General features: G+C 69.2%; 23 protein-coding genes and 1 rRNA gene. 12 read left to right on the forward strand and 12 right to left on the reverse strand.

The genetic code is table 11. From position 1 onward, the window contains the following. Window positions 1-80 (forward strand): 5S ribosomal RNA (gene rrf / locus AB0C30_RS21235); the annotation flags it as partial. Between the two features lie 935 nt (window positions 81-1,015). Here the strand turns inward: rrf and AB0C30_RS21240 are convergent. Further along, window positions 1,016-1,417 (reverse strand): RidA family protein, encoded by a 402-nt coding sequence (locus AB0C30_RS21240; protein ID WP_357946380.1) that lies wholly within the window; start codon window positions 1,415-1,417, stop codon window positions 1,016-1,018. Between the two features lie 72 nt (window positions 1,418-1,489). Between AB0C30_RS21240 and AB0C30_RS21245 the strand changes: the two genes are divergently transcribed. The 3 genes from AB0C30_RS21245 to AB0C30_RS21255 are packed head-to-tail and all read left to right on the forward strand — an operon-like array spanning window position 1,490 to window position 3,288. Next, complete coding sequence (locus tag AB0C30_RS21245; RefSeq protein WP_357946383.1) at window positions 1,490-2,395, forward strand: LysR family transcriptional regulator; 906 nt, start codon at window positions 1,490-1,492, stop codon at window positions 2,393-2,395. A 48-nt stretch (window positions 2,396-2,443) separates the two neighbouring features. Further along, window positions 2,444-2,779 (forward strand): metalloregulator ArsR/SmtB family transcription factor, encoded by a 336-nt coding sequence (locus AB0C30_RS21250; protein WP_357946386.1) that lies wholly within the window; start codon window positions 2,444-2,446, stop codon window positions 2,777-2,779. Next, window positions 2,776-3,288, forward strand: coding sequence for an SRPBCC family protein (locus tag AB0C30_RS21255; RefSeq protein ID WP_357946389.1), 513 nt, complete (start codon window positions 2,776-2,778; stop codon window positions 3,286-3,288). Before AB0C30_RS21250 ends, AB0C30_RS21255 begins: the two co-directional genes overlap by 4 nt. 4 nt (window positions 3,289-3,292) lie before the next feature. Here the strand turns inward: AB0C30_RS21255 and AB0C30_RS21260 are convergent, their stop codons facing one another. Beyond that, the gene (locus AB0C30_RS21260) at window positions 3,293-3,721 is read right to left on the reverse strand and encodes a MerR family transcriptional regulator (protein WP_357946392.1); all 429 of its coding nucleotides are present in this window, start codon (window positions 3,719-3,721) and stop codon (window positions 3,293-3,295) included. A gap of 55 nt (window positions 3,722-3,776) precedes the next feature. On the opposite strand from AB0C30_RS21260, the gene AB0C30_RS21265 reads away from it, so the two are divergent. Beyond that, window positions 3,777-4,832, forward strand: coding sequence for an aldo/keto reductase (locus AB0C30_RS21265; protein ID WP_357946395.1), 1,056 nt, complete (start codon window positions 3,777-3,779; stop codon window positions 4,830-4,832). 430 nt (window positions 4,833-5,262) lie between these two features. Here the strand turns inward: AB0C30_RS21265 and AB0C30_RS21270 are convergent, their stop codons facing one another. Next, entirely contained in the window at window positions 5,263-6,741 is a 1,479-nt protein-coding gene (locus AB0C30_RS21270; protein ID WP_357946398.1) for a phosphodiester glycosidase family protein, read from the reverse strand. Window positions 6,742-6,939: 198 nt separating this feature from the next. On the opposite strand from AB0C30_RS21270, the gene AB0C30_RS21275 reads away from it, so the two are divergent. Together AB0C30_RS21275 and trpS are read left to right on the forward strand one after the other, a co-directional pair. Further along, a complete protein-coding gene (locus AB0C30_RS21275) occupies window positions 6,940-7,083 on the forward strand; it encodes a hypothetical protein (RefSeq protein WP_357946400.1) in 144 nt (47 codons plus the stop codon). Window positions 7,084-7,290: 207 nt separating this feature from the next. Beyond that, the gene (gene trpS, locus AB0C30_RS21280) at window positions 7,291-8,253 is read left to right on the forward strand and encodes a tryptophan--tRNA ligase (protein WP_357948103.1); all 963 of its coding nucleotides are present in this window, start codon (window positions 7,291-7,293) and stop codon (window positions 8,251-8,253) included. 21 nt (window positions 8,254-8,274) lie between these two features. Here trpS and AB0C30_RS21285 read toward each other — a convergent pair whose 3' ends face one another. Genes AB0C30_RS21285 through AB0C30_RS21300 form a run of 4 tightly spaced genes read right to left on the reverse strand, consistent with a single transcriptional unit; the run spans window position 8,275 to window position 13,340 of the window. Further along, window positions 8,275-9,300, reverse strand: a complete 1,026-nt coding sequence (locus AB0C30_RS21285; protein ID WP_357946402.1) for a methyltransferase — start codon at window positions 9,298-9,300, stop codon at window positions 8,275-8,277. A gap of 22 nt (window positions 9,301-9,322) precedes the next feature. After that, window positions 9,323-10,939, reverse strand: a complete 1,617-nt coding sequence (locus AB0C30_RS21290) for a PucR family transcriptional regulator ligand-binding domain-containing protein (RefSeq protein ID WP_357946404.1) — start codon at window positions 10,937-10,939, stop codon at window positions 9,323-9,325. A gap of 60 nt (window positions 10,940-10,999) precedes the next feature. Continuing rightward, on the reverse strand, window positions 11,000-12,619 hold the full coding sequence (locus tag AB0C30_RS21295) for an AMP-binding protein (protein ID WP_357946406.1): 1,620 nt from the start codon (window positions 12,617-12,619) through the stop codon (window positions 11,000-11,002). 13 nt (window positions 12,620-12,632) lie between these two features. Then, window positions 12,633-13,340, reverse strand: coding sequence for a TetR/AcrR family transcriptional regulator (locus AB0C30_RS21300; protein WP_357946409.1), 708 nt, complete (start codon window positions 13,338-13,340; stop codon window positions 12,633-12,635). Window positions 13,341-13,395: 55 nt separating this feature from the next. Between AB0C30_RS21300 and AB0C30_RS21305 the strand changes: the two genes are divergently transcribed. Next, window positions 13,396-14,853 carry an MFS transporter gene (locus AB0C30_RS21305; RefSeq protein ID WP_357946411.1) on the forward strand — a complete coding sequence of 486 codons (1,458 nt, stop codon included), beginning with the start codon at window positions 13,396-13,398 and terminating at the stop codon, window positions 14,851-14,853. Here AB0C30_RS21305 and AB0C30_RS21310 read toward each other — a convergent pair. The 3 genes from AB0C30_RS21310 to AB0C30_RS21320 form a co-directional block, all read right to left on the reverse strand. Continuing rightward, window positions 14,850-15,548, reverse strand: a complete 699-nt coding sequence (locus AB0C30_RS21310; protein WP_357946414.1) for an alternative oxidase — start codon at window positions 15,546-15,548, stop codon at window positions 14,850-14,852. The genes AB0C30_RS21305 and AB0C30_RS21310 overlap by 4 nt on opposite strands. Window positions 15,549-15,696: 148 nt before the next feature. Beyond that, complete coding sequence (locus tag AB0C30_RS21315) at window positions 15,697-16,689, reverse strand: CU044_5270 family protein (protein WP_357946416.1); 993 nt, start codon at window positions 16,687-16,689, stop codon at window positions 15,697-15,699. After that, a complete protein-coding gene (locus AB0C30_RS21320; RefSeq protein ID WP_357946418.1) occupies window positions 16,682-17,305 on the reverse strand; it encodes an RNA polymerase sigma factor in 624 nt (207 codons plus the stop codon). Before AB0C30_RS21320 ends, AB0C30_RS21315 begins: the two co-directional genes overlap by 8 nt. A gap of 198 nt (window positions 17,306-17,503) precedes the next feature. Between AB0C30_RS21320 and AB0C30_RS21325 the strand changes: the two genes are divergently transcribed. The 4 genes from AB0C30_RS21325 (at window position 17,504) to AB0C30_RS21340 (ending at window position 22,869) form a co-directional block, all read left to right on the forward strand. Next, window positions 17,504-18,784, forward strand: coding sequence for an aspartate aminotransferase family protein (locus tag AB0C30_RS21325; RefSeq protein WP_357946421.1), 1,281 nt, complete (start codon window positions 17,504-17,506; stop codon window positions 18,782-18,784). Continuing rightward, window positions 18,781-20,286, forward strand: a complete 1,506-nt coding sequence (locus AB0C30_RS21330; protein WP_357946423.1) for a CoA-acylating methylmalonate-semialdehyde dehydrogenase — start codon at window positions 18,781-18,783, stop codon at window positions 20,284-20,286. The genes AB0C30_RS21325 and AB0C30_RS21330 overlap by 4 nt, the downstream gene beginning before the upstream one ends. 84 nt (window positions 20,287-20,370) lie before the next feature. Next, window positions 20,371-21,489 carry an extracellular solute-binding protein gene (locus AB0C30_RS21335; protein WP_357946426.1) on the forward strand — a complete coding sequence of 373 codons (1,119 nt, stop codon included), beginning with the start codon at window positions 20,371-20,373 and terminating at the stop codon, window positions 21,487-21,489. Window positions 21,490-21,660: 171 nt separating this feature from the next. Then, the gene (locus tag AB0C30_RS21340) at window positions 21,661-22,869 is read left to right on the forward strand and encodes a saccharopine dehydrogenase C-terminal domain-containing protein (RefSeq protein WP_357946428.1); all 1,209 of its coding nucleotides are present in this window, start codon (window positions 21,661-21,663) and stop codon (window positions 22,867-22,869) included. Window positions 22,870-22,914: 45 nt separating this feature from the next. On the opposite strand, the gene AB0C30_RS21345 is transcribed toward AB0C30_RS21340, so the two are convergent. Both AB0C30_RS21345 and gabT read right to left on the reverse strand, forming a co-directional pair. Then, window positions 22,915-23,091: a hypothetical protein gene (locus AB0C30_RS21345; protein WP_357946430.1), complete on the reverse strand. Its 177-nt coding sequence runs from the start codon at window positions 23,089-23,091 to the stop codon at window positions 22,915-22,917. A 231-nt stretch (window positions 23,092-23,322) separates the two neighbouring features. Further along, window positions 23,323-24,651, reverse strand: coding sequence for a 4-aminobutyrate--2-oxoglutarate transaminase (gene gabT / locus AB0C30_RS21350; protein ID WP_357946432.1), 1,329 nt, complete (start codon window positions 24,649-24,651; stop codon window positions 23,323-23,325). Between the last annotated feature and the right edge of the window lie 35 nt (window positions 24,652-24,686).

The following is a 24,686-nucleotide window of genomic DNA, read 5'->3' on the forward strand; positions in this document are numbered from 1 at the left end:
TTCCGAACCCGGAAGTTAAGCTTCCCAGCGCCGATGGTACTGCACTCGGGAGGGTGTGGGAGAGTAGGTCACCGCCGGACAATCTTTGAAGACGGGGAAGGGCTCCACGCACACGCGTGGGGCCCTTTTCCGCGTTTCAGGGGCCTCACGCGTTGCGGGGCCTTGCGCGCTGCGGGGTTTTGCGCGTTGTGCGTTGGGCCTCTTTTCGCGTTGACGCGGTGTACTGGAACGGCAGCGTCGACCGCCAACTCCAACAGCGATTCCGCGGGGGCAGCTTCGGCTAGAAGACCGGTAGGTTCGACTGCTCCGGCCCCGGCAAGCCGGCCTACGCCAACGCCGACGCGTACGCCACAACGCCGACGCGTACGCGTACGACACGATGTCGGGGCGCTGGTCGGCTCGCGTCCCTGTCCGGATCAGGTGTGCCGTGCTGTGAACTGCGCCCGTGCTGTGAGCTGGTCGTGCTTTGAGATGCGCCGTGGTGTGAATGTGCGACTGAGAGGGCCGACCTGGTACATCCGGGTCGGCCCCTCTGCTTGTACGGCTGCCTGCACGCCTACATGTACGGCTTGTACGGCTTGTCCGCAAGCTTGCGGCAGTGGCGGCCACGCTATGGCCAGCTGCCGCCAATGTGTCCCGCCTTTTCCTTCTCCACACGTGTGGCCGCCCCTCGTGGCCTCCCCTTGTGCGGTCCCGGGGTGCCGTGCTCGGGCGACTCGGACGCGGTTTCGCGGGTGCAGGGAAATAAGGGAAATAGTGGAAGGGAGCGGCGCTGGGGGTGGTGATCAAGCGCGGGGATTCGCGCATGCGCTCCTATGGGAACCAGCTTGGCGGAGCCGCGTGTGCGCTCTCACGGGTTTCGGGCCCGACGTAGCCGCACGCTGAAACCGACCTGGTGGAGCCACGTGTTCGCTCACGCTGGTACCGGACTGGCGGAACCGTGTGGCCCGCACTGGTACCGCGCCGCGGAGTCGTGCCCGCTCATACCGCAACTGCTAGGCGGAGTTGTGCCCGCTCACACCGAAACCGCTCGGCGGAGTCGTGCGTACACCTCGATCTCGAAGCGTATGCGGGGATCGGACAGGCCGCACACGAGCATCGTCGCCGACGGGCGGATCTCGCCGAAGTAGCGGCGGAGGGTCGGCCAGCACGGCTCGAAGTCCTCCCGGTCGGGCAGCAGGTAGCGGACCCGGACGACGTCGGCGAACGTACAGCCTGCTTCCGTCAGCGCGGTCCCGACGTTGCGCAGGCACTGTTCGGCCTGTTCGACCACGTCGTCGGAGATCGTCATGGTTGCATAGTCGAACCCGGTGGTCCCCGAGACGTGGACCCAGTCGCCGTCCACCACGGCTCGGGCATATCCGATCTGCTCCTCGAAGGTGGAGCCGCTGAAGATCGCGCGTCTTGCTTCTGTCATACGCCGAACCGTAGGGGAACTGCTGTGATACGTCTAAGTCGTTTCAGCGAATGATGTGATATCTCTGCGCGTATGGAACGCCCTCAACTTGCGCTGCATCAGCTCTACGCGTTCGCCGTTCTGGCCGAGGAACTGCACTTCGGGCGGGCCGCCGTACGACTGGGTGTCGCGCAGCCGCCCTTGAGCCAGCAGATCAGGCGGCTGGAGGAGAGAGTGGGGCATCCGCTGTTCGAGCGAAGGGCTAGTGGGGTCGTTCTGACGTCGGCGGGGCACGAACTGCTGCCTGCCGCTCGGCGTGCGCTCGGCGAGATAGCGGACGGGCTGGAGGCGGCGCGGCGCGTCGGTGGGGGAGAGGCCGGGCGCATTCGGGTCGGGTTCGCGGCGTCGCTGGCGTTGACGATCCTGCCGGGGATGCTGCGGGCCTATCGGGATCGCTATCCCGGGGTCGAGATGGAGATCAGGGAGATGACGACGGCGCCGCAGGTGGCCGCGCTCCTTGAGCGTTCGATCGACGTCGGGCTCCTGCGGGAGCCGCCTGACGATCCGGGGCTGGCCGCCGAGGTTGTGCTCTCGGAGGAGTTCGTGGTGGTTCTGCCGGTTGGTCATGTTCTTGCCGATCGGCGGGTGGTTCCTGTCGCGGCGCTGGCGGAGGAGCCGTTCGTGCTGCTGAACCGGGACGCGGGGCCGACGGTTCACGATCGGATCGTGGGTCTGTGCCGGTCGGTGGGGTTCGAGCCGCGTATCGGTCAGTACGCGGTGGAGTGGGCGACCGTCTCCGCGCTGGTCGAGGCGGGGCTCGGGGTGTCCCTTGCCCCGGCGAGCGTGCGGCGGATCAGGCTCAAGGGGGTGGCCTATCGCCGGATCGAGCCGGACAGCGCGCGGACCACGGTGGCCATGTGCTGGCGGCCGGATGATGCGAATCCGCTGGTCGCTCGGTTTCTGGACGTGGGTAGGAAGAGCCTCCCCGACCCGCGTTAGTGCTACATGCCTTGATGCGTACATACGCCTTGAGGTATGTTGGGTGGTATGAGCGATGTGATCTGGGCGGCTCTCGTGGATCCCCATCGGCGAGCGGTGCTCGATCTGCTGCGTGAGCGTGATCGGTCGGTCACGGAGCTGGTCGACGAGCTAGGTGTCACCCAGCCGACCGCGTCCAAGCATCTCCGGGTGCTCCGGGCGGCGGGGCTGGTCCGGGTGCGCAAGGACGCGCAGCGTCGCATCTACGCGATTGATCTGGAGCCGATCGCCGAGCTCGATCAGTGGCTGGCCCCGTACCGGCGGCTCTGGAACGACCGGCTCGACACCCTCGGGCGCCACCTCGATGAGATGGGCACAGGCGCAGACATAGGCAAGGAGTCATGATGGACCGCGGAACATACGTCGAGATCGACGGCCGGCCGGCCGTACGCTTCCAGCGCACGTACCCCCACCCGATCGAGCGGGTGTGGCGGGCGGTGACCGAGCCGGGCGAGCTGACTCACTGGTTCCCGCAGAACGTGACGATGGACGCGCGGGAAGGCGGGAAGATCGAGTTCTCTGGCGACCCGCATATGGACAGCATCACCGGCACCATCCTGGCCTGGGATCCGCCGCGGCGCTTCGCTTTCACGTGGGGCGGTGACGAGTTGCGGCTGGAGTTGGCGCCGGACGGTGCTGGTGGGTGTACGTTCACGCTGGTCAACGTGATCCAGGCGCAGGACGCGGCGGCGCGCAACGCGGCGGGATGGGCGGTCTGCCTGGCCGAGCTGGACAAGGTCGTGGCCGGGCAGTCGGCCGACGGGCCGCACGGCAAGAGCGCCGAGTCGTGGCGTGAGCACTACGACGCCTATGTCGCGGACGGCCTGCCGTCGGGTGCCGAGATTCCTCAATAGTGCCCTAGCCTGGCCCTTCGTCCGCCGGGAGAGTTTCCCTGTTGCACGAGTGGTCGGCCGCGCCCTCGTCGATGAGGTCCTCGTACACCCCGACCTTGTAGTTGATCAGGTCCATGCACTCGTTGAGGTTCGCCATCTGGGTGATCAGATACTCGCGGTGCCGTCTCAGCAGGGCGAGTCGTTCCGCCTCGTTCCCCGCGCCCTCCCTGACTAGCTCGGTGTAGCGGCGGATCGCCGCCAGCGGCATGTCGGAGGCGCGCAGGACCATGCACAAGGTCAGCCACTCGATGTCCTGCTCGCTGTAGACGCGGTTCCCGCCGGCCCCGCGGCGCACCGGACTGTGCAGGATGCCCTCGCGCTCGTAGAAGCGCAGCGTGTGGATGCTCAACCCGGTCCGCTCCGCGACCTGCCCAATGCTCAAAATATCCGGCATGTCGTACAGGTTAGGGCTTGATCTAGAGTCGACTCCAGATCCTAGGATGCCGCGCATGACCATGCGTTACCGCACTCTGGGCGGCACCGGCATAGAAGTAAGCGTCCACTGTCTCGGCGCGATGATGTTCGGGGCTGTCGGCAACAAGGACCACGATGAGTGTGTCCGCATCATTCATGCCGCGCTCGACCGGGGGATCAACTTCATCGACACCGCGGACATGTACTCCGCGGGTGAGTCCGAGGAGATCGTCGGCAAGGCGCTCGAGGGACGCCGCGACGAGGTCGTGCTCGCCACCAAGGTGCACTTTCCCATGGGGGAGGGCCGCAACCGGGGCGGCAATTCGCGGCGCTGGATCGTCAAGGAGGTCGAGGAGAGCCTGCGGCGTCTCCGGACCGACTGGATCGACCTCTACCAGGTGCATCGTCCCGACCACACGACCGACATCGAAGAGACGCTCTCCGCGCTGACCGACCTGGTACGCGCGGGGAAGATCCGCGCCTTCGGCTGCTCGACCTTTCCGGCCGACGAGATCGTCGAGGCGTATCACGTCGCCGAGCGCCGGGGCCTTCAGAGGTTCAGGACCGAGCAGCCGCCCTATTCGCTGCTCGCCCGGGGGATCGAGGCCTCGGTGCTGCCGGTCTGCCAGCGCCTCGGGATGGGGGTGCTGACCTGGAGCCCGCTCGCGTCCGGCTTCCTGAGCGGCAAGTACAGGAAGGGGCAGGCCGTCGATCTCACCACCGGCCGTGCCTCGCTCACGCCGGCCCGGTTCGACCCCTCCATCCCCGGGAACGTGGCCAAGTTCGACGCGGTGGAGGAGCTGGCCGAGGTCGCGGACGGTCTCGGGTGCTCGCTCCCTGAGCTTGCCGTGGCCTTCTGTGCGGCGCATCCTGGGGTCACGTCGGTGATCACTGGGCCGAGGACCATGGAGCAGCTGGAGTCGTTGCTGAAGGGGGCCTCGCTTACGCTCGACGACGCGGTTCTTGACCGGATCGACGAGATTGTGCCGCCGGGGACCAACGTCTACCACCCGGACGGCGCTTGGACCCCGGCGACGCTGTCGGACCCCGCTCGGCGTCGGCGGCCGCTGGTGGAGCGCGCGGCGGGTTGATGGGTCGCAGGACGCTGAAGGGCCGTTGCCTGGCTCGCTGGTGATCTGGGTGGGCGCGGCTTAGCTCGCGCTCACCTGGCCGGGTCGCGTTTGCCTGGCTGGTGCCGGTGACCACTGGTTCGCCGGGTGGTCCGTCACGCGACCGTCTCGAGCCCTGTGGCCGTTCGTCGTGGCTGGGGTCCCTCGGAGGAATACCCCCTTCGGGGAATGGAAGAGACGGTCCGTCGTGGTTGGGGCCCTCAGGTGGGATTCCCGCTTCCGGGGGGCGGAGGAGGACGGTCCGTCGTGGGTGGGGCCCTGGGGAGGGATTCCCCTTCCGGGGGAGCGGAAGGGGCGGTCCGTGGTGGTTGGGGTCCCTGGGTGGGATATCCCCTTCCGGGGGGTGGGCGGTCCGTCCCGGAAGGGGTCCCGTTCGGGGGCGAGCGGGTGGTTACTTCGGCAGGATCAGTAGGGCGTCGCCGACGCCGCGCTCCACCCCGTCGGACGGGCGGTTGACCAGCTTGTTGCCCACCACCATCGCGGTGGAGCCACCACCATCCAGGTTGACCGCCTGGTTGGCGCCCAGCCAGCGCATGAACTGGGCCGCCTCGATGAAGTTGGCCCCCACCGACACGCCGGGCTGCCGGCCGTCGATGGTCGCCAGGATCAGGCTGCCGTTGCGGGTGGTGCCCAGCAGCGTGCGCGGGTGGCGGCGGAGGATCATGTTCACGGAGTCGTGGCCGTCACGCTTGGCGGTGATCTTGACGTGCCCGTTCCTGACCAGGCCGACGTTTCCGCCGATCACGCTGAGGTCGGGGGTCAGCTTGAGTGCCTTGCCCGCCCGTACGTCCACGACCTTGGTGTCGATCTTGACGGTTCCGCCTTCCGCCGCGTGCGCGTTCAGCCATTCGGCGGCGATTCCGGCGGAGCCGTGCAGGACCCGGGAGCCGGCCGGTACCTCGGCGCCCGGCGCGCGTAGTGCCACGACCTTGTCGTTGGCGTCGAGTACGGCGTCGGCGCCGTTGTCCGTGGGGGTCTTGGCGCCGTACTCCGCGGTGTAGAGGATCAGCTCGTCCGCTGCCGCGGCGCGGTTGACGCCGTTGACCACCAGTTTCTGGCCGTCCTGCGCGATCGCGGTCACGGTCGACTTGAGCTCGGTGATGCGGGCCGTACGGCCCTTGAGCACGACGGCCGAGCGGCCCGGTACGGCCTCGCTGAGCAGTCTGCCGCCGACCACCGAGATGCCGACCGGCTCGCCGCGCAGGTTCTTGGCGGTGTGGATGTTGAAGAAGCCGCCGTTCACGGCCGCGAGTGCCTTGTTGGCCTTGGCCATCGAGGAGACGGTCTCGCGGGCGGCGACGCTGGTGCCGAGCGTGGAGCTGTACGAGCCGCGGAACTTCCTGGCGTCGATCATGACCACCTTGACGTCCCAGGGCCCGGTGGTCTTCATGCCGTCGTCGCCGACGTAGTCGACCCTGACCTTCAGACCGGCGTCCTTGAGCTTCTTGGCCGTCTCGGCGGCCTTGTCCTTCTCCTCAAACTTCCAGAGGCCGACCCGCACCATGTAGACGGTCTGGGCGTCGGCGTCGGCGACCTTCGGCCGGACGACCTTCTGCAGGCTGGCCGTCTCGCCCGTGGCCTCGACCTCGGCGACCTTGGCCTCGGCCGTCTGCTGCATGCCGTAGTCGCGGCCGCTCGGCATCAGGACCGTGACGGTGAAGCCGTCGGTCGCCTTGCCCGCCTTCACGTTCCAGAGGTCGATGCCCGGCGCCACGCTGGTCATCGTCTTGGCCGGTACGGCCGGCACGCCCAGCGGGAACTTGGCCGAGGGGAACGAGACCGAAACCTGCTCGGCGGCTGCGCTGGGGACAGCCGTCGCCGTGAGGACCGTGGCTAGCGAGAAGCCGACGGCGAGGGTGCGTCGAGACATGAAAACTCCAGAGGGCGGGCAAAGGGACCGACCCATCCTGGCGAGATCATGGTGGCGGAGGCGGGGAAACACGCTAAACGGTCTGAGAGGTTACAAGATTGACATCCCTCGGGGGATTTTCCTGCGCGCACTGTGGGCGCGGCGTTACCGTGCGGTAGGCCGCGACCGAGCGGCGTACCAGTCCGAGAGGCAGCCGTGATGGGGCTGAACATCCTCCTTGTGATCATCGCGAGCGTGGTTCTGGGGTTCATCCTGGGCGCGTTCGTCACCCGTCCGCGCGGATGGGTGATGTATCCCGACGACCGGACCCGCCCCGTCGTGACGCGCGATCCTCACGAGTGACTACGAGCCGGCGCAAGCCGCACAGCTTCTGGGTTCTGTGCGGCTTGCGCCTACCCCTGCAACTACAATGGAGCGCATGACACGCATCAGCATGTGGTGGCGGCCGACAGACGGCCGCTGATCTCCGCATGCTCGGGCCGTCCTCAGGACGGGCCCGGCGCGTGGGTTCTTCTTCAGGACGGCATGACCTGAAGAAAGGAACCCATGATGGACCACGTCGTGCTCACCGGAGACCGCCCGACAGGGCCGCTCCACCTGGGCCACTACTTCGGCACGCTGGCCAACCGCGTCGCCCTGCAGGACGTCCACCCGATGTACGTGCTGGTCGCCGACTATCAGGTGATCACCGATCGGGATCTTCCCGGCGCGATCCAGCAGAACATCACCAGCTTGGTCCTCGACTATCTCGCCATCGGGCTCGACCCCGCGAAGGTGACGATCTTCCAGCACAGCGCGATCCCTGAGCTGAACCAGCTGCTGCTGCCCTTCCTCAGCCTGGTGTCCGTGGCCGAATTGAGCCGCAACCCCACCGTCAAGGACGAGATCGCGCACAGTACGCAGCAGGCGGTCAACGGCCTGATGTTCACCTACCCGGTGCATCAGGCGGCCGACATCCTGTTCTGCAAGGGCACGCTGGTGCCGGTCGGCAAGGACCAGCTGCCGCACGTCGAGGTGACACGGCTGGTGGCGCGGCGCTTCAACGAGCGCTACGGGCCCGTCTTCCCGGTGCCGGAGGCGATGATGGGCGCGCGGCCGCTGCTCAAGGGCCTCGACGGCGGCAAGATGAGCAAGAGCCGGGGCAACGCGATAGCCCTGTCCGCCACCGAGGACGAGACGGCGGCGCTGATCCGCGCGGCCCGTACCGACTCCGAGCGGCTCATCACCTTCGACGAGGCGAACCGGCCGGAGGTGGCGAACCTGCTCACCTTGGCCGGCCTCTGCCTCGGCCGCGCGCCCGAGTCCATCGCCGACGAGATCGGGAACGGCGGGGCTGCCGCGCTGAAACGGCTGGTCACGGAGGCGGTCAACGAGTTCCTGCGCCCGATGAGGAAGCGTCGCCTTGAGCACTCGGCGGCCGATGCCAGGCAGGTGCTGATGGACGGCAACGAGCGCGCCCGTGAGCGGGCGATCGTCACCCTCGGGGAGGTACGAGCGGCGATGGGCTTCTAGGCGAGGGGTTTAGCGTGGTTTTTAGCGCGGCCCTCTGGCGATGGCCAGTTCGGTGGCCGGGGATCTCAGGGGGCGGCGGTGCCGCGGTCTGGTGAATCCGGCCTCCCTGAGCAGGCGGGCCACTTCCTTGTAGTCACGTATCCGGCCGCCGCCCGCCACCAGGTAGTTGAGGTGGAGCAGGTGGAGCAGGGTGCGGCTGGCCCGGCCCGGCATGAGGCTGTCACCGAACTGGTCGCCGATCGCGATTGTGCCGCCGGGGTTGAGCGCCTTGGCAAGCCGCCCCAGCAGGGTGCCCACCTCCTGGTCGTTCAGACAGTGCATGACGTTGAACAGCAGGATCACGTCGTACCCGCCACCCAGGTCCTCGTCGAGGAACGAGCCGGCCCGCAGCGTCAGCCGGGGGTGGGCCGCCGCCGAGGCGAGGGCCTCGGGCAGGTCGATCACCGTGCCACGCAGTCCCGGGTGCCGTCGCAGCAGCTCTACGCTGTAAAGGGCATGGCCGCCGCCCACGTCCAGCATCCGCGTGGCGCCCGCGGGGACCGGGATGGCGGCCGCGATGGCGGGAGCCTGGCGGCCGGCTACGGCGGCGGTCCACGCCTGGAACGAGCGCGACAGCTCGGGCTCGCTCTCCGTCAGCGCGTACAGCGAGGTGATGGGCGATCCGTCACGTACGGTCCGTTCGAGCTGGGGCCAGATCACGCAGGCGGTACGCTCCCAGAAGTACAGGCCCTCGACCAGGCAGGCGGGGGAGTCGGCGGTGAGCCAGACGCGCGCCGTGCGGGTCAGCCGGTAGCGGCCGCGTCTGGCGCGCAGGTAGCCGAGGCCGGCCAGCCCGCGCAGCAGCACGTCCGTCGCGTGCGGGTTCAGGCCGAGCGAGCCCGCGAGGTCGGCGGCGGTCGCGGGGCCGCCGCGCAGGGCGTCGAAGAGGCCGAGCCGCATCCCCGCGATCAGCGCGTGCAGGCCCATGACGCCGAAGTAGTCGAGCATCGGGGGCAGGATCGACAGGCGGTGCGCCGCCGCTTCCAGGGGATTACCGAATAAGGGCACATCGCGACGGTAAGCCGAAATGTTATCTGCTGTCCCGGCGGAACGACTCCAGCGCCAGCAGCGCCACGTGCAGGGACAGGCACGACTCGACGTCGTCCAGGTCGGTGTCGAGGATGCGTTCGAGGCGGCGCAGCCGGTCGTAGAAGGCGGGCCTGGACAGGTGGGCCTTCTGGGCGGCCACCGCCTTGTTGCGCCCCGCGTCCAGGTAGATGCGCAGGATGCGGGCCAGGTCGCCGCCCCGCTGCGCGTCGTGCGCCAGCAGCGGTCCGAGCTCCCGCTCGGCGAACGTCTGCAGCCTGGCGTCGTCGCGCAGCAGGTGGAGCAGCCCGCGCAGGCGCAGGTCGGGCAGCCGGTAGAAGGCCCGGCCGTCGGGCTGCCGGACGGCCACGTCGGCCACCTGCTCGGCTTCGAGGAAGCTGCGGCGTACGTCCCTGATCGACTCCACCACCGAGCCCGAGGCCAGGACGAACGCGGCGCCGGGCTTCCACAGGACGCGCAGCCGATCGGCGAGCGCCGTCAGCGCGGGCTCGGCGCCCGAGCGTGGGGGCAGGGGGAGCAGGACGCCGACGCGGTCCTGGTCGAGCGCGCCCACGAGGGCGGGCAGCCGGGCGTCGCGGCAGGCGGCGGCGGTGGCCTCGGCCAGCTCGCCGAGCTGCGCCTGCCCGTCGAGCGCCTGCTCGACGGGCTCGGTCGGCCGGATGACGACGCTGACCAGCTTGCGCCCGGTGAGCGGCACGCCCACGGCGCGGGCGCGGGCGGCGGCCTCGTCCGGATCGGCGTAGGCGTGGGTGAGGATGCCGGTGATGATCGTGCCGTGCGCCTGGCGTTCGAGGGACTCCTGGTGGCGTTCGAGCAGGCGGCCCAGGGCGAGCGTGGTGGCGGCGCGCTCGGCGAGCACCAGGTCGCGGGGCGACGGCGGCCTCTCGCAGATCAGGATCAGCCGCCCCCAGTCCTGTCCGCGCGCGCCGACCGTGGTGACCAGCCAGCCGGAGGCGGCGTCGTAGGCGGTCCGCTCGGCCGGTGCGACCGCGCGTGACCTGCTCTCCCAGCCGGCCAGCAGCGCGCCGGCGTCGCGGCCCGCGGACTCGCAGGCCAGCACCTGGTGGGCGAGGTTCTCCAGCAGGACCGGGCGGCTGGACAACCGGGCCACCTGGACGAGCACCTCGGCGGGCGAGGCGCCCTCCACGGACAGCTCGGTGAAGACCTCGTGCAGCTGCTCGGAGGCGCGCAGCTCCTCCAGCTGGATGTCGATGATCCGCTCGTGTACGGACTCGGTGATCTGCACGAACGGCGTCTCGCGGGTCAGCACGATCAGCGGCAGCCCGTGCTCCTCCGCCGTCTTGACCACCGCGCGGGGCAGTTCGCGGACGAACCGGCGGCCCAGCTCGACGATCAGCCCGGAGGCGCCGACGGCGGACAGCTCGCCGATGTAGTCGGCGAGCTTCTCCGGGTCGTCGGGCAGCGCCACTCCCGTGGTGAGCACCAGCTCCCCGCCACGGAGCAGGTGGGCGATGTCGACGATCTCGCCGACGTGCACCCACCGCACCTTGGTGTCCAGCCGGTCGCCGCCCGCGACCACGCGCGGGTTACCGCGGCGGACGGTGTCCAGGGCGAGGACGTCGGCGATGGTGGGCAGCACGCGCCCGAGCCTAGCCGATCAGCCTGTAAGATCGGATAGGTACCATTTACAGAGTGCCGGTCACGAGCCCAGTTCGTCCTCTCTGAACTCCTGGGCGGCCGCCCGCTCCCGCAACTCCACTCTCCGGATCTTGCCGGAGATGGTCTTGGGCAACTCACCGAACTCCAGCCTGCGCACGCGCTTGTACGGCGCCAGTTCGCGCCGCGAGTGCTCGAAGATGGAGCGGGCCGTCGCCTCGTCCGCCTCGAACCCGGGCGCCAGCGTCACGTAAGCCTTGGGTACGGCCAGCCGCACCGGATCGGGCGCGGGCACCACGGCCGCCTCCGCGACGGCCTCATGCTCCAGGAGGACGCTCTCCAGCTCGAAGGGTGAGATGCGGTAGTCGGAGGCCTTGAAGACGTCGTCGGTCCTGCCGACGTAGGTGATGTAGCCGTCTCCGTCACGGGTCGCGACGTCGCCCGTGTGGTAGTAGCCGCCCCGCATCGCCTCACTAGATCCACCGACATATCCGGACATGAGGCCGAGGGGGCGGTCGGTCAGCGGCAGGCAGATCTCGCCGTCGTCGCCCACCTCGCCGGTGATCGGGTCGAGCAGCACGACGTCGTAGCCGGGCAGCGGCCGGCCCATCGACCCCGGCTTGACCGGCTCATCGGGTACGTTGCCCACCTGGGCGGTGGTCTCGGTCTGGCCGTAGCCGTCCCTGATCGTCAGCCCCCATGCCTTGGCGACCTGGTCGATGATCTCCGGGTTGAGCGGCTCGCCCGCCGCGACGGCCGTACGCAGTGGCAGCCGCCAGGAAGCCAGGTCCTCCTGGATGAGCATCCGCCACACGGTGGGCGGCGCGCAGAACGTGGTGACCCGCTCGTCGCGCAGCACCTCCAGCAGGGCGACGGCGGAGAAGCGCTGGTAGTCGTGGATCAGCACGGTGGCGCCCGCGTTCCACGGCGCGAACACGTTGCTCCACGCGTGCTTGGCCCAGCCGGGCGAGGACACGTTGAGGTGCACGTCGCCGGGCCTGAGCCCGATCCAGAACATGGTCGACAGGTGGCCCGCCGGATAGGAGGCGTGCGTGTGCTCGACCAGCTTGGGCTGCGAGGTCGTGCCCGAGGTGAAGTAGAGCAGCAGCGTGTCGCCGGCCCGGGTCGGCCCGTCGGGGGAGAAGTCCGCGGCCGCCTCGCGGGTCTCGGCGTAGGGCAGCCAGCCGTAGGCGTCGCCGACCGCGATCCTGGTGTAGCCGCCGTCGTCGAACTTGCCCGCGTCTGAGGCGTTCGCGATCACATGGGAGACGCCGCCGCGTTCGACGCGCTCGACTATGTCCTTGGCGGTCAGCAGTGTCGTGGCCGGGATGATCACCGCGCCCAGCTTCATGGCCGCCAGCAGCGACTCCCATAGCTCGGCCTGGTTGCCCAGCATGAGCAGGATCCGGTCGCCCCGTCGTACGCCCTGCTCGCGCAGCCAGTTGGCCACCTGGTTGGAGCGGGCGGACAGCTCGGCGAAGGTGTAGGTGACCTTGCCGACGATCTTCAGCGCGACCGCGTCGGGGGTCTCGGCGGCCAGGACGCCGTCGAACCAGTCGAGCGCCCAGTTGAAGTCCGTCAGCTCCGGCCAGCGGAACTCGCGGCGAGCCGTCGGATAGTCGGCTTCGAGGAGGAGGTCACGTGCGGCACGGAAATCGCTCATGTTCGGGATCCTGCTACGTCACCAGCCGCCTCTCAAGGCCGTCGAGCACCGACACGAGGCCGAAGTCGAAGCACAGCTCGCGCATCGCGCGGGGATCCTCGTAGTTGGCGGTGTTGATCGCGTCCGAGAGGTCGGGGTAGTCGGCCGCGGCCTTGGCGACGGTCTGGCGGAGCTCGTCCCCGTCGTAGTCGTAGCCCGCCATCGCGGTGTCCCAGGCGACCTCGGGGATCGTCATGCCGAACACGAAGGCGGTGAGCGTCGCGTTGGCGTAGTCGATGTCCGCTCCGGTGAATCCGGCCAGCTTGAACGTCTTGCGCGTCTGGTCGGAGATCATGAGCGCGTTGGGCCCCAGCGCCGGCAGACGGCCGATAAGGTCGGCCGACCACCGATGCCGCAGGATCACCTGGCGCATGCTGTGGGCCATGACCGAGGCGGCGTCCCGCCAGCCCACCTCCTCGGGGTCAGGCGCCATCATCTCGCCCCAGATCTCGTCGTAGACCAGCTCCAGCAGCTCGTCCTTGTTGGCCACGTACCAGTAGAGGCTGGTCGCCCCCGCGCCGAGCTTCGCCCCCAGCTTGCGCATGCTCAGCCCGGCCAGGCCCTCGTCGTCGAGCAGCTCTATGGCGGCCGCGACGATCTCTGCGCGGCTGCGACCGGGGCCGGGGCTGGCCGGCTTGCGCGGCTCGCGGAACCACACGGAGTTGTACTGCTTGCTGGTCACGCCTCCAGGATAATTCCACTCGCACACTGTACGAGGCTTGTCGTACAGTGTGCGAGTGGAATCGAACACTGTGCGAGATCCCCGTCGTTGGTGGATTCTCGGCGTCCTCTGTCTGTCACTCCTGGTCCTGGTCGTCGACAACACTGTCCTCAACCTGGCCATCCCCAAACTGATCAAGGATCTGGGCGCGAGCCCCGGCGACATCCAATGGATCATTGACGCCTACGTGCTGGCCTACGCCGGTCTGCTGTTAACCGCGGGCAGTCTGTCCGACCGGTTCGGGCGCCGGCGGTTCCTGATCATCGGCCTGCTCTTCTTCGGCGGCGCGTCGCTGCTGGCGGTGCTGTCGTCCGAGCCGTGGCAGGTGATCGGGTCGCGGGCCCTCATGGGCATCGGCGGGTCGCTGCTGATGCCCTCGACACTGTCCATCCTGATGACCGTCTTCGACGAGGAGGAGCGGCGCAAGGCCATGGCCGCGTGGAGCGCCGTCGCCATGGTGGGGGTGATCGCGGGCCCCACGCTGGGCGGCTTCCTGCTCGACCACTACTGGTGGGGCTCGGTCTTCCTGCTGAACATCCCCATCGCGCTGATCGCGGTCGTCGCCGCCGTGACACTGATGCCGGAGACCCGCAGCGCGGGCCGGAAGATCGACCCGGTGGGCGTGGTGCTGTCGATCATCGGCCTGACCTCGGCCGTCTACGTCATCATCGAGCGCGAGTGGAACCCGGTCGGCATCGCCATCGCCGTGGTCGCGCTCGGCGCGTTCGTGATCTGGGAGCGACGGTCGGACCACCCGATGCTGCCGCTCGAACTGTTCAGGAACCGCAACTTCAGCGGGGCGTCGTTCTCGATCCTGCTGATGTCGTTCGGGGCCGGCGCCGTGATGCTGATGCTGACGCAGTATCTGCAGTTCGTGCTCGGGTACGGGCCCATGCAGGCCGGTCTGGCGCTGCTGCCGTACGCCATCGCCGCGACCGTGTTCAACGTGGTCGGCGCCGGACTGGGCAAGAAGGCCAGCAACCGGGTGCTGATCTCCACAGGGCTGGTGGTCATGTGCGGCGGTTTCGTGGTGCTCGCCACGACCACCGGCTACGTCGCGGTGCTCACCGCGCTGCTGATCATGGGCGTCGGTGGCGGCCTCGCCGGGCCCGCGGCCTACGCGTCGCTGATGGGGGCCATCCCCATGGAGCACGCGGGGGTCGGCTCCGCGCTGAACGACACCGTGCAGCAGGTCGGCATGGCCATGAGCATCGCCATCCTGGGCAGCGTGCTGGCCGGGGTGTTCACCTCGGCGATGCCCGCCGACGCGCCCGAGGCGGCCAGGGAGTCGATCGGCGGCGCCTTCAACCTGGGCATCGTGGAGCCCGCCCGCGCGGCCTTCACCGACGCGATGCACTTCGGCTCCTGGGTCGGGGCCGGGTTCTGCGTGGCGGCCGCGCTGCTCGCCCTCGCGGTGCTGCGGCCGGCCGCTCCCGCAGTCACCGCCGACACCACCCAGTCCGCCCCGGTCTAGCGGATGCGGGGCTCGCGCATGGCCTCCAGGCTGTCCAGTTTGTGTGTCCGCTCGTCGTGGCCGACCTGTCGCAGCAGGTCGGCCACCGAGTGGTAGCGGCCGTACTCGGCGGCGTAGGTGCCCGGGTCGGGGACGAAGTCCAGGCCGGGGTTGTCCGCCACGAACGTCATGTACTCGTGCTCCGCGTGGTCCTCGAACTCCGCGTTCAACCGGTAACTCCAGTCGGGCCGGACCAGGAACAGCACCCACGACACGTGGTAGTAGAAGAACGAGATCAGCCACGGCGCCGCCTTGTGCAGCAGCCAGTTCTGCTTGAGGCCGTGCCGCTGGACGAGGTCCTGCATGATCAGCAGGTGCCACTGCTCGTTGTCCTGATCGGTGCGGGCCTCCACGATGCGCTCGAAGACCCGCCTGGCCAGGCCCGAGCGGCCCGCGTGGCGGTGCACCGCCCAGTAGCCCATGCGCTCCCACGCCTGGTACGGCACGCGGGCGATGATCTCCAGCATGGCGAACTTGGTGAAAGAGCCCTGCTTGCCGTACATGAGGTCGACGGGCTTGAACATCATCTTGGCCAGCAGGCTGTACTTCATGCGCGGGGTGTCGAGCGTGTCCCGCTCGGCGCGGAGCAACTGCTCGCGGTCGAGCTTCGGCGGGCCGGGGTGCACGTCGGGCCGGTGGTCCACGGTGATGGTCATGTCCGCTCTCCCTGAGTCTTCTTCGGTGATGACTCGATGGTGGGGGAGCGGGGGGTGGCCGGTCGTCGGCCGCCGGTGGGCAATCGTGGTGCCCTCGCGGGCGTAGCGATCAAGGCGGTCGTACGCCCGCGGGCGGACGGGAGATCCCCTAGGGGATCTGCCCGGGCTTGTCGACGATGCCGGACCTCAGCTCGGCGGACGCCCAGAAGCTGCCCGCCTCGAAGGCCGGCTCCGGTGCCTTGCCCGGCATGGTGATCCACTCGTCGCGGTTCCAGATCGTGCGACGGCCGAGCAGGTGGTAGGTCGCCGGATCGAGGACGAGGTACTCCGTGGTGACCTGCTGCCCCTTCGGCTCGTAGTAGACGCCGATGCCCAGCCGGTCCTCCGCGTCGGGGACGTCCACGGCGATCTTGACGCCGGGGATCCTCGCCATGGCCCGGAAGATCGCGGCCTCGAGCTTCGGCGGCATGACGGCCTGCTGCTCCAGGTAGACCGAGAGGACCCGATACGCCCGGTCGTCGGCCGGCTCGCCGGCGCCTGGGTCCTCTTTCGGCAGGTCGCTCCAATGCCTGTCGCGCGAGACCTTCGCGAGCAGCTTGTCGGGCTCGGTCGGCAGGGCCGTCAGCCTGTCGTGGTACTTCTGCGGCGAAAGGTCGTCGTCGTCCGGGTCCGGCGGGACATCGGAGACCTTCAGCTCGCCGTCCAAGAAGTCGGCGCGGCGCTTTCCGTCGTATCTGAACCAGCTCTCTTGGGTGGTCACGCGGCCGTCGCCGGGCTGCACGACCTTGGACTTGGTGTAAACCCACTGGTCGGGGCGCGGAGTCGAGGAGGTCTTGTTCTCGACCGCCGTGGCCGCCTGCTCCAGCAGCAGGAGGCTGCCCGGGCGCATGCTGGGCGCCGGACGCGTGGGACGGCTCTCGTGGGCGGGCCCGGCGAATGTCAGCGCGACCACCAGCCCGGCCGCCAGGGTCCCGGCGAGCAGCGCGCGCCTGGCGAGGGGCCGCCACAGCCGGCGCCGCTCAGGAGGCGAGACCGTCGCGGTCGTGGCCGAGGTGAGGCGGTCGCGCAGGGCCGCGAGCCGGGCCGCGTCGGGCTCCGGCGCGTCCGCGCGTAGCCCCTGGAGCAGGTTCAGGTCATCCACGGTCGGCCTCCTCGTCGGTGATCGCGGTGGGGTCGACGCCGCCCAGCGCGGCGCGGGTGCGTTTCCTGGCCCGGTGCAGCCGGGAGCGGACGGTTCCGAGGGGGATGTCGAGCGCCCTGGCGACCTCCTCGTAGCTGAGCTGCGCCCAGGCGACCAGCAGGAGCACCTCCCGGTCGTCGGCGGAGAGCGCGGCCAGCGCCTCGGCCAGCTCCCGGTGCACGGCCGAGGCCGACACGCGGGCCTCCACCCGGTCCGTGTAACCCTCCGCCACCTCGTCGATCCCGGTCCTGGCCAGCGCCAGGTAGGACCTGACCTCCCGGCGGCGATGGTGGCCGATGAGGTTGGCGGCCATGCCGTACAGCCAGGGGCGGGCATCGGCGCGCCCGGGGTCGTAGTGTTCGCGCCGCCTGAACGCGGCCAGGAACGTCTCCGCGACGATGTCGTCGGCCAGCGAGTCCCCCAGACGGCGGGTGACGTAGCGATGTAAGGCGGGCGCGTGCCGGTCGAACAGCGCGGCGAAAGCGCCCGGATCGCTGTGGGAGCGCCGGATCACCTCGGCGTCGTCCATGCCGCTCAACACCGCGCCGCCGTCGGCCGACTCTGTTTCCACAACCACCCGGTACTCCCGTCGCCGATACTGTCAGCCCCTTTCACCCGATACCGCGATATGAGTTCTCGGGAGTTGTAAGTCCTTATGTCCTGACATATGGTCGAAGTTGGCGCAGGGGTCTGCATGACATCATGTAAGGGGATTTGGTGTCCTGTGGACACGTTGGAGGTGGGTGTGGCGATGACGAGCCGGGATACTCGAAGCATGTCGGAGCTTCTCGCCCGCCACCGGGCAGTGATCCCCAACTGGGTGGCACTCAACTACAACGAGCCGATCGAGATCGTCAGTGGCAAGGGCAATCGCGTCGTCGACGCCGATGGCAAGAGCTACCTCGACTTCTTCGCCGGCATCCTCACCAACATGATCGGGTACGACGTGCCCGAGGTGCGCGAGGCCGTCGAGCGTCAGCTCGCCACGGGAGTCGTCCACACCAGTACGGTCTACCTGCTGCGCGGCCAGATCGAGCTGGCGGAGAAGATCGCCAGGCTCTCCGGCATCCCCGATGCCAAGGTCTTCTTCACCAACTCCGGCACCGAGGCGAACGAGACCGCGCTGCTGCTGGCCACCTACGCGCGCAAGAGCGACCAGGTGCTCGCCATGCGGCAGAGCTACCACGGCCGCAGCTTCGGCGCGATCAGCGTCACCTCCAACCGGACGTGGAAGAACAACTCGCTCTCCCCGCTGAACGTGCACTTCCTGCACGGGGCCGACCGGCACCTGACCCAGTTCAAGGGTCTGTCGGACGCCGACTACATCGCGGCCTGCGTCGACGACCTGCGCCACGTGCTGGCCACGGCCGTCTCCAACGACGTGGCGGCGCTGATCGCCGAGCCCATCCAGGGTGTGGGCGGGTTCACGATGGCCCCCGACGGGCTGTTCGCCGCCTACAAGGAGGTCCTGGACGAGCAGGGCATCCTGTTCATCTCCGACGAGGTGCAGACGGGCTGGGGACGCACCGGCAGCGCGTTCTTCGGCATCCAGAACCACGGCGTGACGCCCGACATGATGACCTTCGCCAAGGGCCTGGGCAACGGATTCGCGGTCGGTGGCGTCGTGGCCCGCGGCGACCTGATGGACAGCCTGCCCGCCGTGGGCCTGGCCACGTTCGGCGGCAATCCGATCTCCATGGCCGCCGCCAACGCCACGCTCGACTACGTGCTCGACCACGATCTCCAGGCCAACGCCGCCAGGACCGGCAAGATCATCGCCGATGGCCTGCGGGCGGCGGCCGAGCGGCTGCCGATCATCAAGGCCGTGCGCGGCAAGGGCCTGATGTTCGCCGTCGAGCTGGAGAGCCCCGCGCAGGCCGCGCGGTTCATGGAGGAGACCAAGAAGTCGGGCCTGCTCGCGGGCAAGGGCGGCCTGTACGGCACCGCCATCCGCATGGCCCCGCCGCTCACCCTCACAGTGGACGAGGCCGCGGAGGGCTTGAGCATCATTGTGCACGCACTGGAAGTCATCAACGCAGAGGCAGCGACGCAGTGAAGTTTGTCAAGCACTGGATCAACGGAGCTCTGACGGACGGCGACAGCCGTACCCAGGAGATCTTCGACCCGTCGACCGGCGAGGTCAGCGGGCACGTCGCGCTGGCCTCGGCCGCCGACGTCGACGCGGCCGTGGCCGCCGCCGTGGCGGCCTTCCCCGCCTGGCGGGACGCCTCGCTGACCAAGCGGGCGCAGGTGCTGTTCCGCTTCCGCGAGCTGATGTACGCCCACCGCGACGAACTGGCCGCGCTCATCTCGGCCGAGCACGGGAAGGTGCACTCCGACGCGCTCGGCGAGGTCGCTCGCGGCCTGGAGGTCGTGGAGTTCGCCTGCGGGATCCCGCACCTGCTCAAGGGCGGCTTCTCCGAGGGCGTCTCGACCCGGGTCGACTCCTATTCGCTGCGCCAGCCGCTCGGGGTGGTGGCCGGCATCACGCCGTTCAACTTCCCGGCCATGGTGCCGATGTGGATGTACCCGATCGCGATCGCCTGCGGCAACGCGTTCGTGCTCAAGCCGTCGGAGAAGGACCCGTCCGCGTCGCTGCTCATGGCGCGGCTCTGGCAGGAGGCCGGGCTGCCCGACGGCGTCTTCAACGTCGTCCAGGGCGACAAGGTCGCCGTCGACCGGCTGCTGGAGCACCCCGACGTGCGCGGCGTCTCCTTCGTCGGCTCGACCCCCATCGCCAAGTACGTCTACGAGACCGGCACCAGCCACGGCAAGCGGGTGCAGGCGCTCGGCGGGGCCAAGAACCACATGCTCGTCCTGCCCGACGCCGACCTCGACCTGGTCGCCGACTCGGCCGTGTCGGCGGGCTTCGGCTCGGCCGGCGAGCGGTGCATGGCGATCTCCGTCGTGCTGGCCGTCGACCCGGTGGGCGACGAGCTCGTCCAGAAGATCGTCGAGCGCGTCGACAAGCTGGTGATCGGCCCCGGCTCCGACCCCAGGTCCGAGATGGGGCCGCTGGTCACCGAGGCGCACCGCGACAAGGTCGCCTCCTACCTCGACCTCGGCGTCGAGGAGGGCGCCAAGCTGGTCGTGGACGGCCGGGACACGCGTGTCGAAGGCGGCGGCAAGGCGTCGGAGACGCCCGGCTTCTGGCTCGGCCCGACCGTGCTCGACCACGTGCCGGCCGGCTCGCGGGTGCACACCGAGGAGATCTTCGGCCCGGTCCTGACGATCGTCCGCGTCGGCTCGTACGAGGAGGGCCTGCAGCTCATCAACGGCGGCGCGTACGGCAACGGCACCGCGATCTTCACCAACGACGGCGGCGCGGCCCGGCGCTTCCAGAACGAGGTCGAGGTCGGCATGATCGGCATCAACGTGCCGATCCCGGTGCCGATGGCGTTCTACAGCTTCGGCGGCTGGAAGGCGTCGCTGTTCGGTGACACGCACGTGCACGGCACCGAGGGCGTCCACTTCTACACCCGCGGCAAGGTCGTCACCTCGCGCTGGCTCGACCCGTCGCACGGCGGCGTGAACCTGGGCTTCCCCACCAACGGGTGAGCGATCTCCACCGGGGAGGGACGCGCCAGGCGTCCCTCCCTGTCGTGTGCCCGATAAACTCCAGCACACGGACGAGGGAGGAACGTGGATCGCCGCATACCTGCCATGGCGCTGGCCATGACGGCTCTGATCGCCAGCATGGGGGCGGCGGTCCCATCGCCGAAGCAGACCCCGTCCCCGACCCCCACCCCGTCGGCGAGTCCGACGCAGGGCGACGGCACGCTGCAGATCCTCACCTACCGCGGCTACGCCGAATACGGCGGCACCAGCCCCAGGGTCAACTGGGTGGGCGACTTCGAGAAGACGACCGGCTGCCGCATCGCCCGCCTCGACACCGTGCAGACCGCCGACGACATGGCGACGTACGTCGACCAGCGCTCCTACGACGTGATCTCGGCCGGCCCGGTGCTGGCCGCCTCGATGATCGAGCGCAGGCAGGCGCAGCCCATCGATCCGGCCAAGGTCACCGGTTACGACGACCTGACCAAGCGTTTTCGCGACATGACCAAGGTGTCGGGCAAGGTCTACGGCGTGCCGTACCTGTGGGGGTTCCACGAGTTCCTTTACGACTCGACCACGGTCAAGGACGGCGGCCTCAAGCAGGTCTTCCAGTCGGACCGGGTGTCGCTCAAGGAGGGCCCGCTGACCATCGCCGACGCGGCGCTCACCGACGGCAGCGTGGACGACCCCTTCGAGCTGACCAAGAGCCAGCTGGACCGGGCGATGGCGCTGCTGAGCGAGCGCAAGGGCCGCACTTACTGGAAGAACCCGCTCGAACTGGTCAAGGGCTTCGCCACGGGCTCGCTCGACTACGCCCAGGCCACGCCGTACTACCGCCTGCTCCTGCAGAAGGCCGGCAAGCCGATCAAGGCGGTCAGCGCGCGCAAGATGACCGGCTGGCTCGACTCCTGGATGCTCGGCGCGAACATCCCCAACACCGACTGCGCCTACCGCTGGCTGAGCTGGATGGCGGCGCCGTCGGCCCAGCGTGACGCGGCCGCCTGGGTCGGTCTGGCGCCGGCCAACCCCAAGGCGTGCAAAGGGCGGGCCAAGCAGATGTGCGACGCGTACGGAGCCGACAAGCCGAAGTGGCTCGACCGGGTCGCCTTCGCCGCTCGGCCGCCAGGGGGTTGCCGGGGATCTGAGGGGGAATGCACTGATTACGCCACATGGAGCAAACAGTGGGGCACACTGGTGAATTGAGCGGGGGCTGCTTTACCCACACATGACTTTCGCCGCAGGCTCGCCCCGTCCCCCCGCTGGGCCGTGCCTGCAGAGACGCCCCGGGCCTCCCCCCGCTCCGGGGCGTCTCGCTTTTCCGGAGGACTGGCCGAGAATTCGACTGAATGACCAGTCAGTGAGTATGTTCTGGTCATGAGAATCCTTCTGGTCGGCGCCGGCGGCGTCGGCTCCGCTGTCGTGCCCATCGCCGCGCGCCGAGATTTCTTCGAACACATCGTGGTCGCCGACTCCCAACAGAGCCGGGCGGCGCGAGCCGTCGCCGGCGTGGACGATCCCCGCTTCAGCGCGATCAGCCTCGACGCCGCCGATCGGGCGGCGGTGGCGGCGGCGCTCCGGGAGCACCGGTGCGACGTGCTGTTCAACGCCGTCGATCCGCGGTTCACGATGCCGCTGTTCGAGGCGGCGCTGGCGGCCGGGGCGGACTACCTGGACATGGCGATGTCGCTGTCCAGACCGCACTCCAGCCGGCCGTACGAGATGCCGGGGGTGAAGCTGGGCGACGAGCAGTTCGCGCGCGACGAGGAGTGGCGGGCGCGGGACCGGCTCGCGCTCGTCGGGATGGGCGTGGAGCCGGGGCTGGCCGACGTGTTCGCCCGCTACGCCGCCGACCACCTGTTCGACGGCATCGACGAGATCGGCGTCAGGGACGGCTCGAACCTGGTCGTGGACGGCTACGACTTCGCGCCGACGTTCTCCATCTGGACGACGATCGAGGAGTGCCTCAATCCGCCCGTCGTCTGGGAGGACGGGCGGTGGCACACGACCGAGCCGTTCAGCGAGCCCGAGGTGTTCGACTTCCCCGAGGGCATCGGCCCCGTGGAGTGCGTGAACGTCGAGCACGAGGAGGTGCTGCTCGTGCCCCGCTGGATCCCGGCGAAGCGGGTGACGTTCAAGTACGGGCTGGGCGAGGAGTTCATCGGCGTGCTCAAGACCCTGCACAAGCTCGGGCTGGACAGCGCCGACAAGATCAGGGTGGGCGGTGCCGACGTGGCGCCGCGTGACCTGGTGGCGGCGAGCCTGCCCGACCCGGCGACCCTCGGTGACCGGATGCACGGCAAGACGTGCGCGGGCACCTGGGTGAAGGGCACCGGCAAGGACGGCGGGCCCCGCGAGGTGTACCTCTATCACGTGGTCGACAACGCCTGGTCGATGCGCGAGTACGGCTCGCAGGCCGTCGTCTGGCAGACCGCCGTCCACCCCGTGGTCGCGCTGGAGCTGCTGGCCCGCGGTGCCTGGAAGGGCACGGGCGTGCTGGGGCCGGAGGCATTCGACGCGGTGCCGTTCCTCGACCTGCTGACCGAGTACGGCTCGCCCTGGCGGATCCGCGAGGCGGCCGCCTGACGCCGTCTCCAGCGCGCGGAAAAGGCTCTGTCGCGCGGAAAGGCTCTAGCGCGCTGGGAAGGCGACCACTGTGGCCATCGGCGCCGGGATGAGCGCTTCGGCGCAGTCGCCGCAGGCCAGCACGGGAGAGTCGTCGGGGAAGCGCCCGACGCGGACGCGCGGCCTGGGCCACCTCTTGTGGCAGACCACGCAGGCTTCGCCCTCGAGCTGTGCCCGGCTCAAACCATCAGGGTCGAACGTCAACATTCTCTGTGCCGTTCCTGTCGGACCCCAGTTCATCATGCTCCCAGCAGCGGTCGGCCACTCGTATACCGGATCCGTTATAAGCCCGGGGGCGCTCCTGATCGTCTAGGGCAGCGTCAAGCCCGGGTGAATTCTCTACCCGGCTCGCACGCCTTACACCTACAAAAACGGGCATCCAGCCACAAGCTGGATGCCCGTTTCGCGCGTTTCCTACAGTTCAGCGAAAGCTTTCTCCAGGATGCCGAGACCCTCCTCAAGCAGGTGCTCGGGCATGACCAGCGGCGGCAGGAAGCGCAGCACGTTGCCGTACGTGCCCGCGGTGAGCACCAGCAGGCCCTCCGCGTGGCAGCGCCGGACGACCTCGGCGAGCGCGGCCGGGTTCGGCTCCTTCGTGCCCGGCTGGACCAGCTCGACGGCGATCATCGCCCCTCGGCCGCGCACATCGCCGATCACGTCGAAGCGCTCGCGCAGCGCGTGGAGGCGGGGGAGCATGATCTCGCCGATGCGGCGGGCCTTGGCGACCAGGTCCTCCTCGGCGATGGTCTCCAGCACGCCCAGCGCGGCCGCGCAGGCGACCGGGTTGCCGCCGTACGTGCCGCCCAGGCCGCCGGAGTGCACCTTGTCCATGATCTCCGCGCGGCCGGTGACGGCGGCGAGTGGGAGGCCGCCCGCGATGCCCTTGGCGGTGGTGATGAGGTCGGGCACGATGCCCTCGTCCTCGCAGGCGAACATCTGCCCGGTACGGGCGAAGCCGGTCTGCACCTCGTCGGCGACGAACACGATGCCGTTGTCCCGGCAGAACTCGGCGATCCTCGGCAGGAAGCCCTTGGCCGGCTCGATGAACCCGCCTTCCCCGGCGATCGGCTCGATCACCACGGCGGCGACGTTCTCGGCGCCGATCTGCTTGACGATCATGTCGATGGCCTGCGCGGCGGCCTCCTCGGCGCAGTTCTCCGGGCCCGTCGGCCAGCGGAACGGGTAGGCCAGCGGCACCCGGTACACCTCCGGCGCGAACGGGCCGAAGCCCTGCTTGTAGGGCAGGTTCTTGGCCGTCAGCGTCATGGTCAGCAGCGTGCGGCCGTGGTAGCCGTGGTCGAACACGATGATCGCCGGGCGGCCCGTGGCGTGCCTGGCGATCTTGACGGCGTTCTCGACGGCCTCGGCGCCGGTGTTCAGCAGGACCGTGCGCTTCTCGTGGTCACCGGGGGTCAGCTCGTTGAGCTTCTCGCATACCTCCACGTACGACTCGTACGGGGTGACCATGAAACAGGTGTGGGTGAAGTCGGCGACCTGCTCCTGGACCCGCTCGACCACCTTGGGCGCGGCGTTGCCGACGCTGGTCACGGCGATGCCGGAGCCGAAGTCGATCAGCGAGTTGCCGTCGGCGTCCTGGACGACGCCGCCGCCGGCGCGCGTCACGAACACCGGCAGCGCGGTGCCGATGCCCGGGGGCACGGCGGCCTGCTTACGGGCCAGCAACTCCTGCGATTTCGGGCCTGGGATCGCGGTGACGAGACGACGCTCCTGCGGAATGCTCATGCGCCCGACGCTACGCCGGGCGCCCACCTGGTCCG

Origin of the sequence: Nonomuraea sp. NPDC048901 (assembly GCF_040649695.1) — a bacterium.
GTDB lineage: Bacteria > Actinomycetota > Actinomycetes > Streptosporangiales > Streptosporangiaceae > Nonomuraea.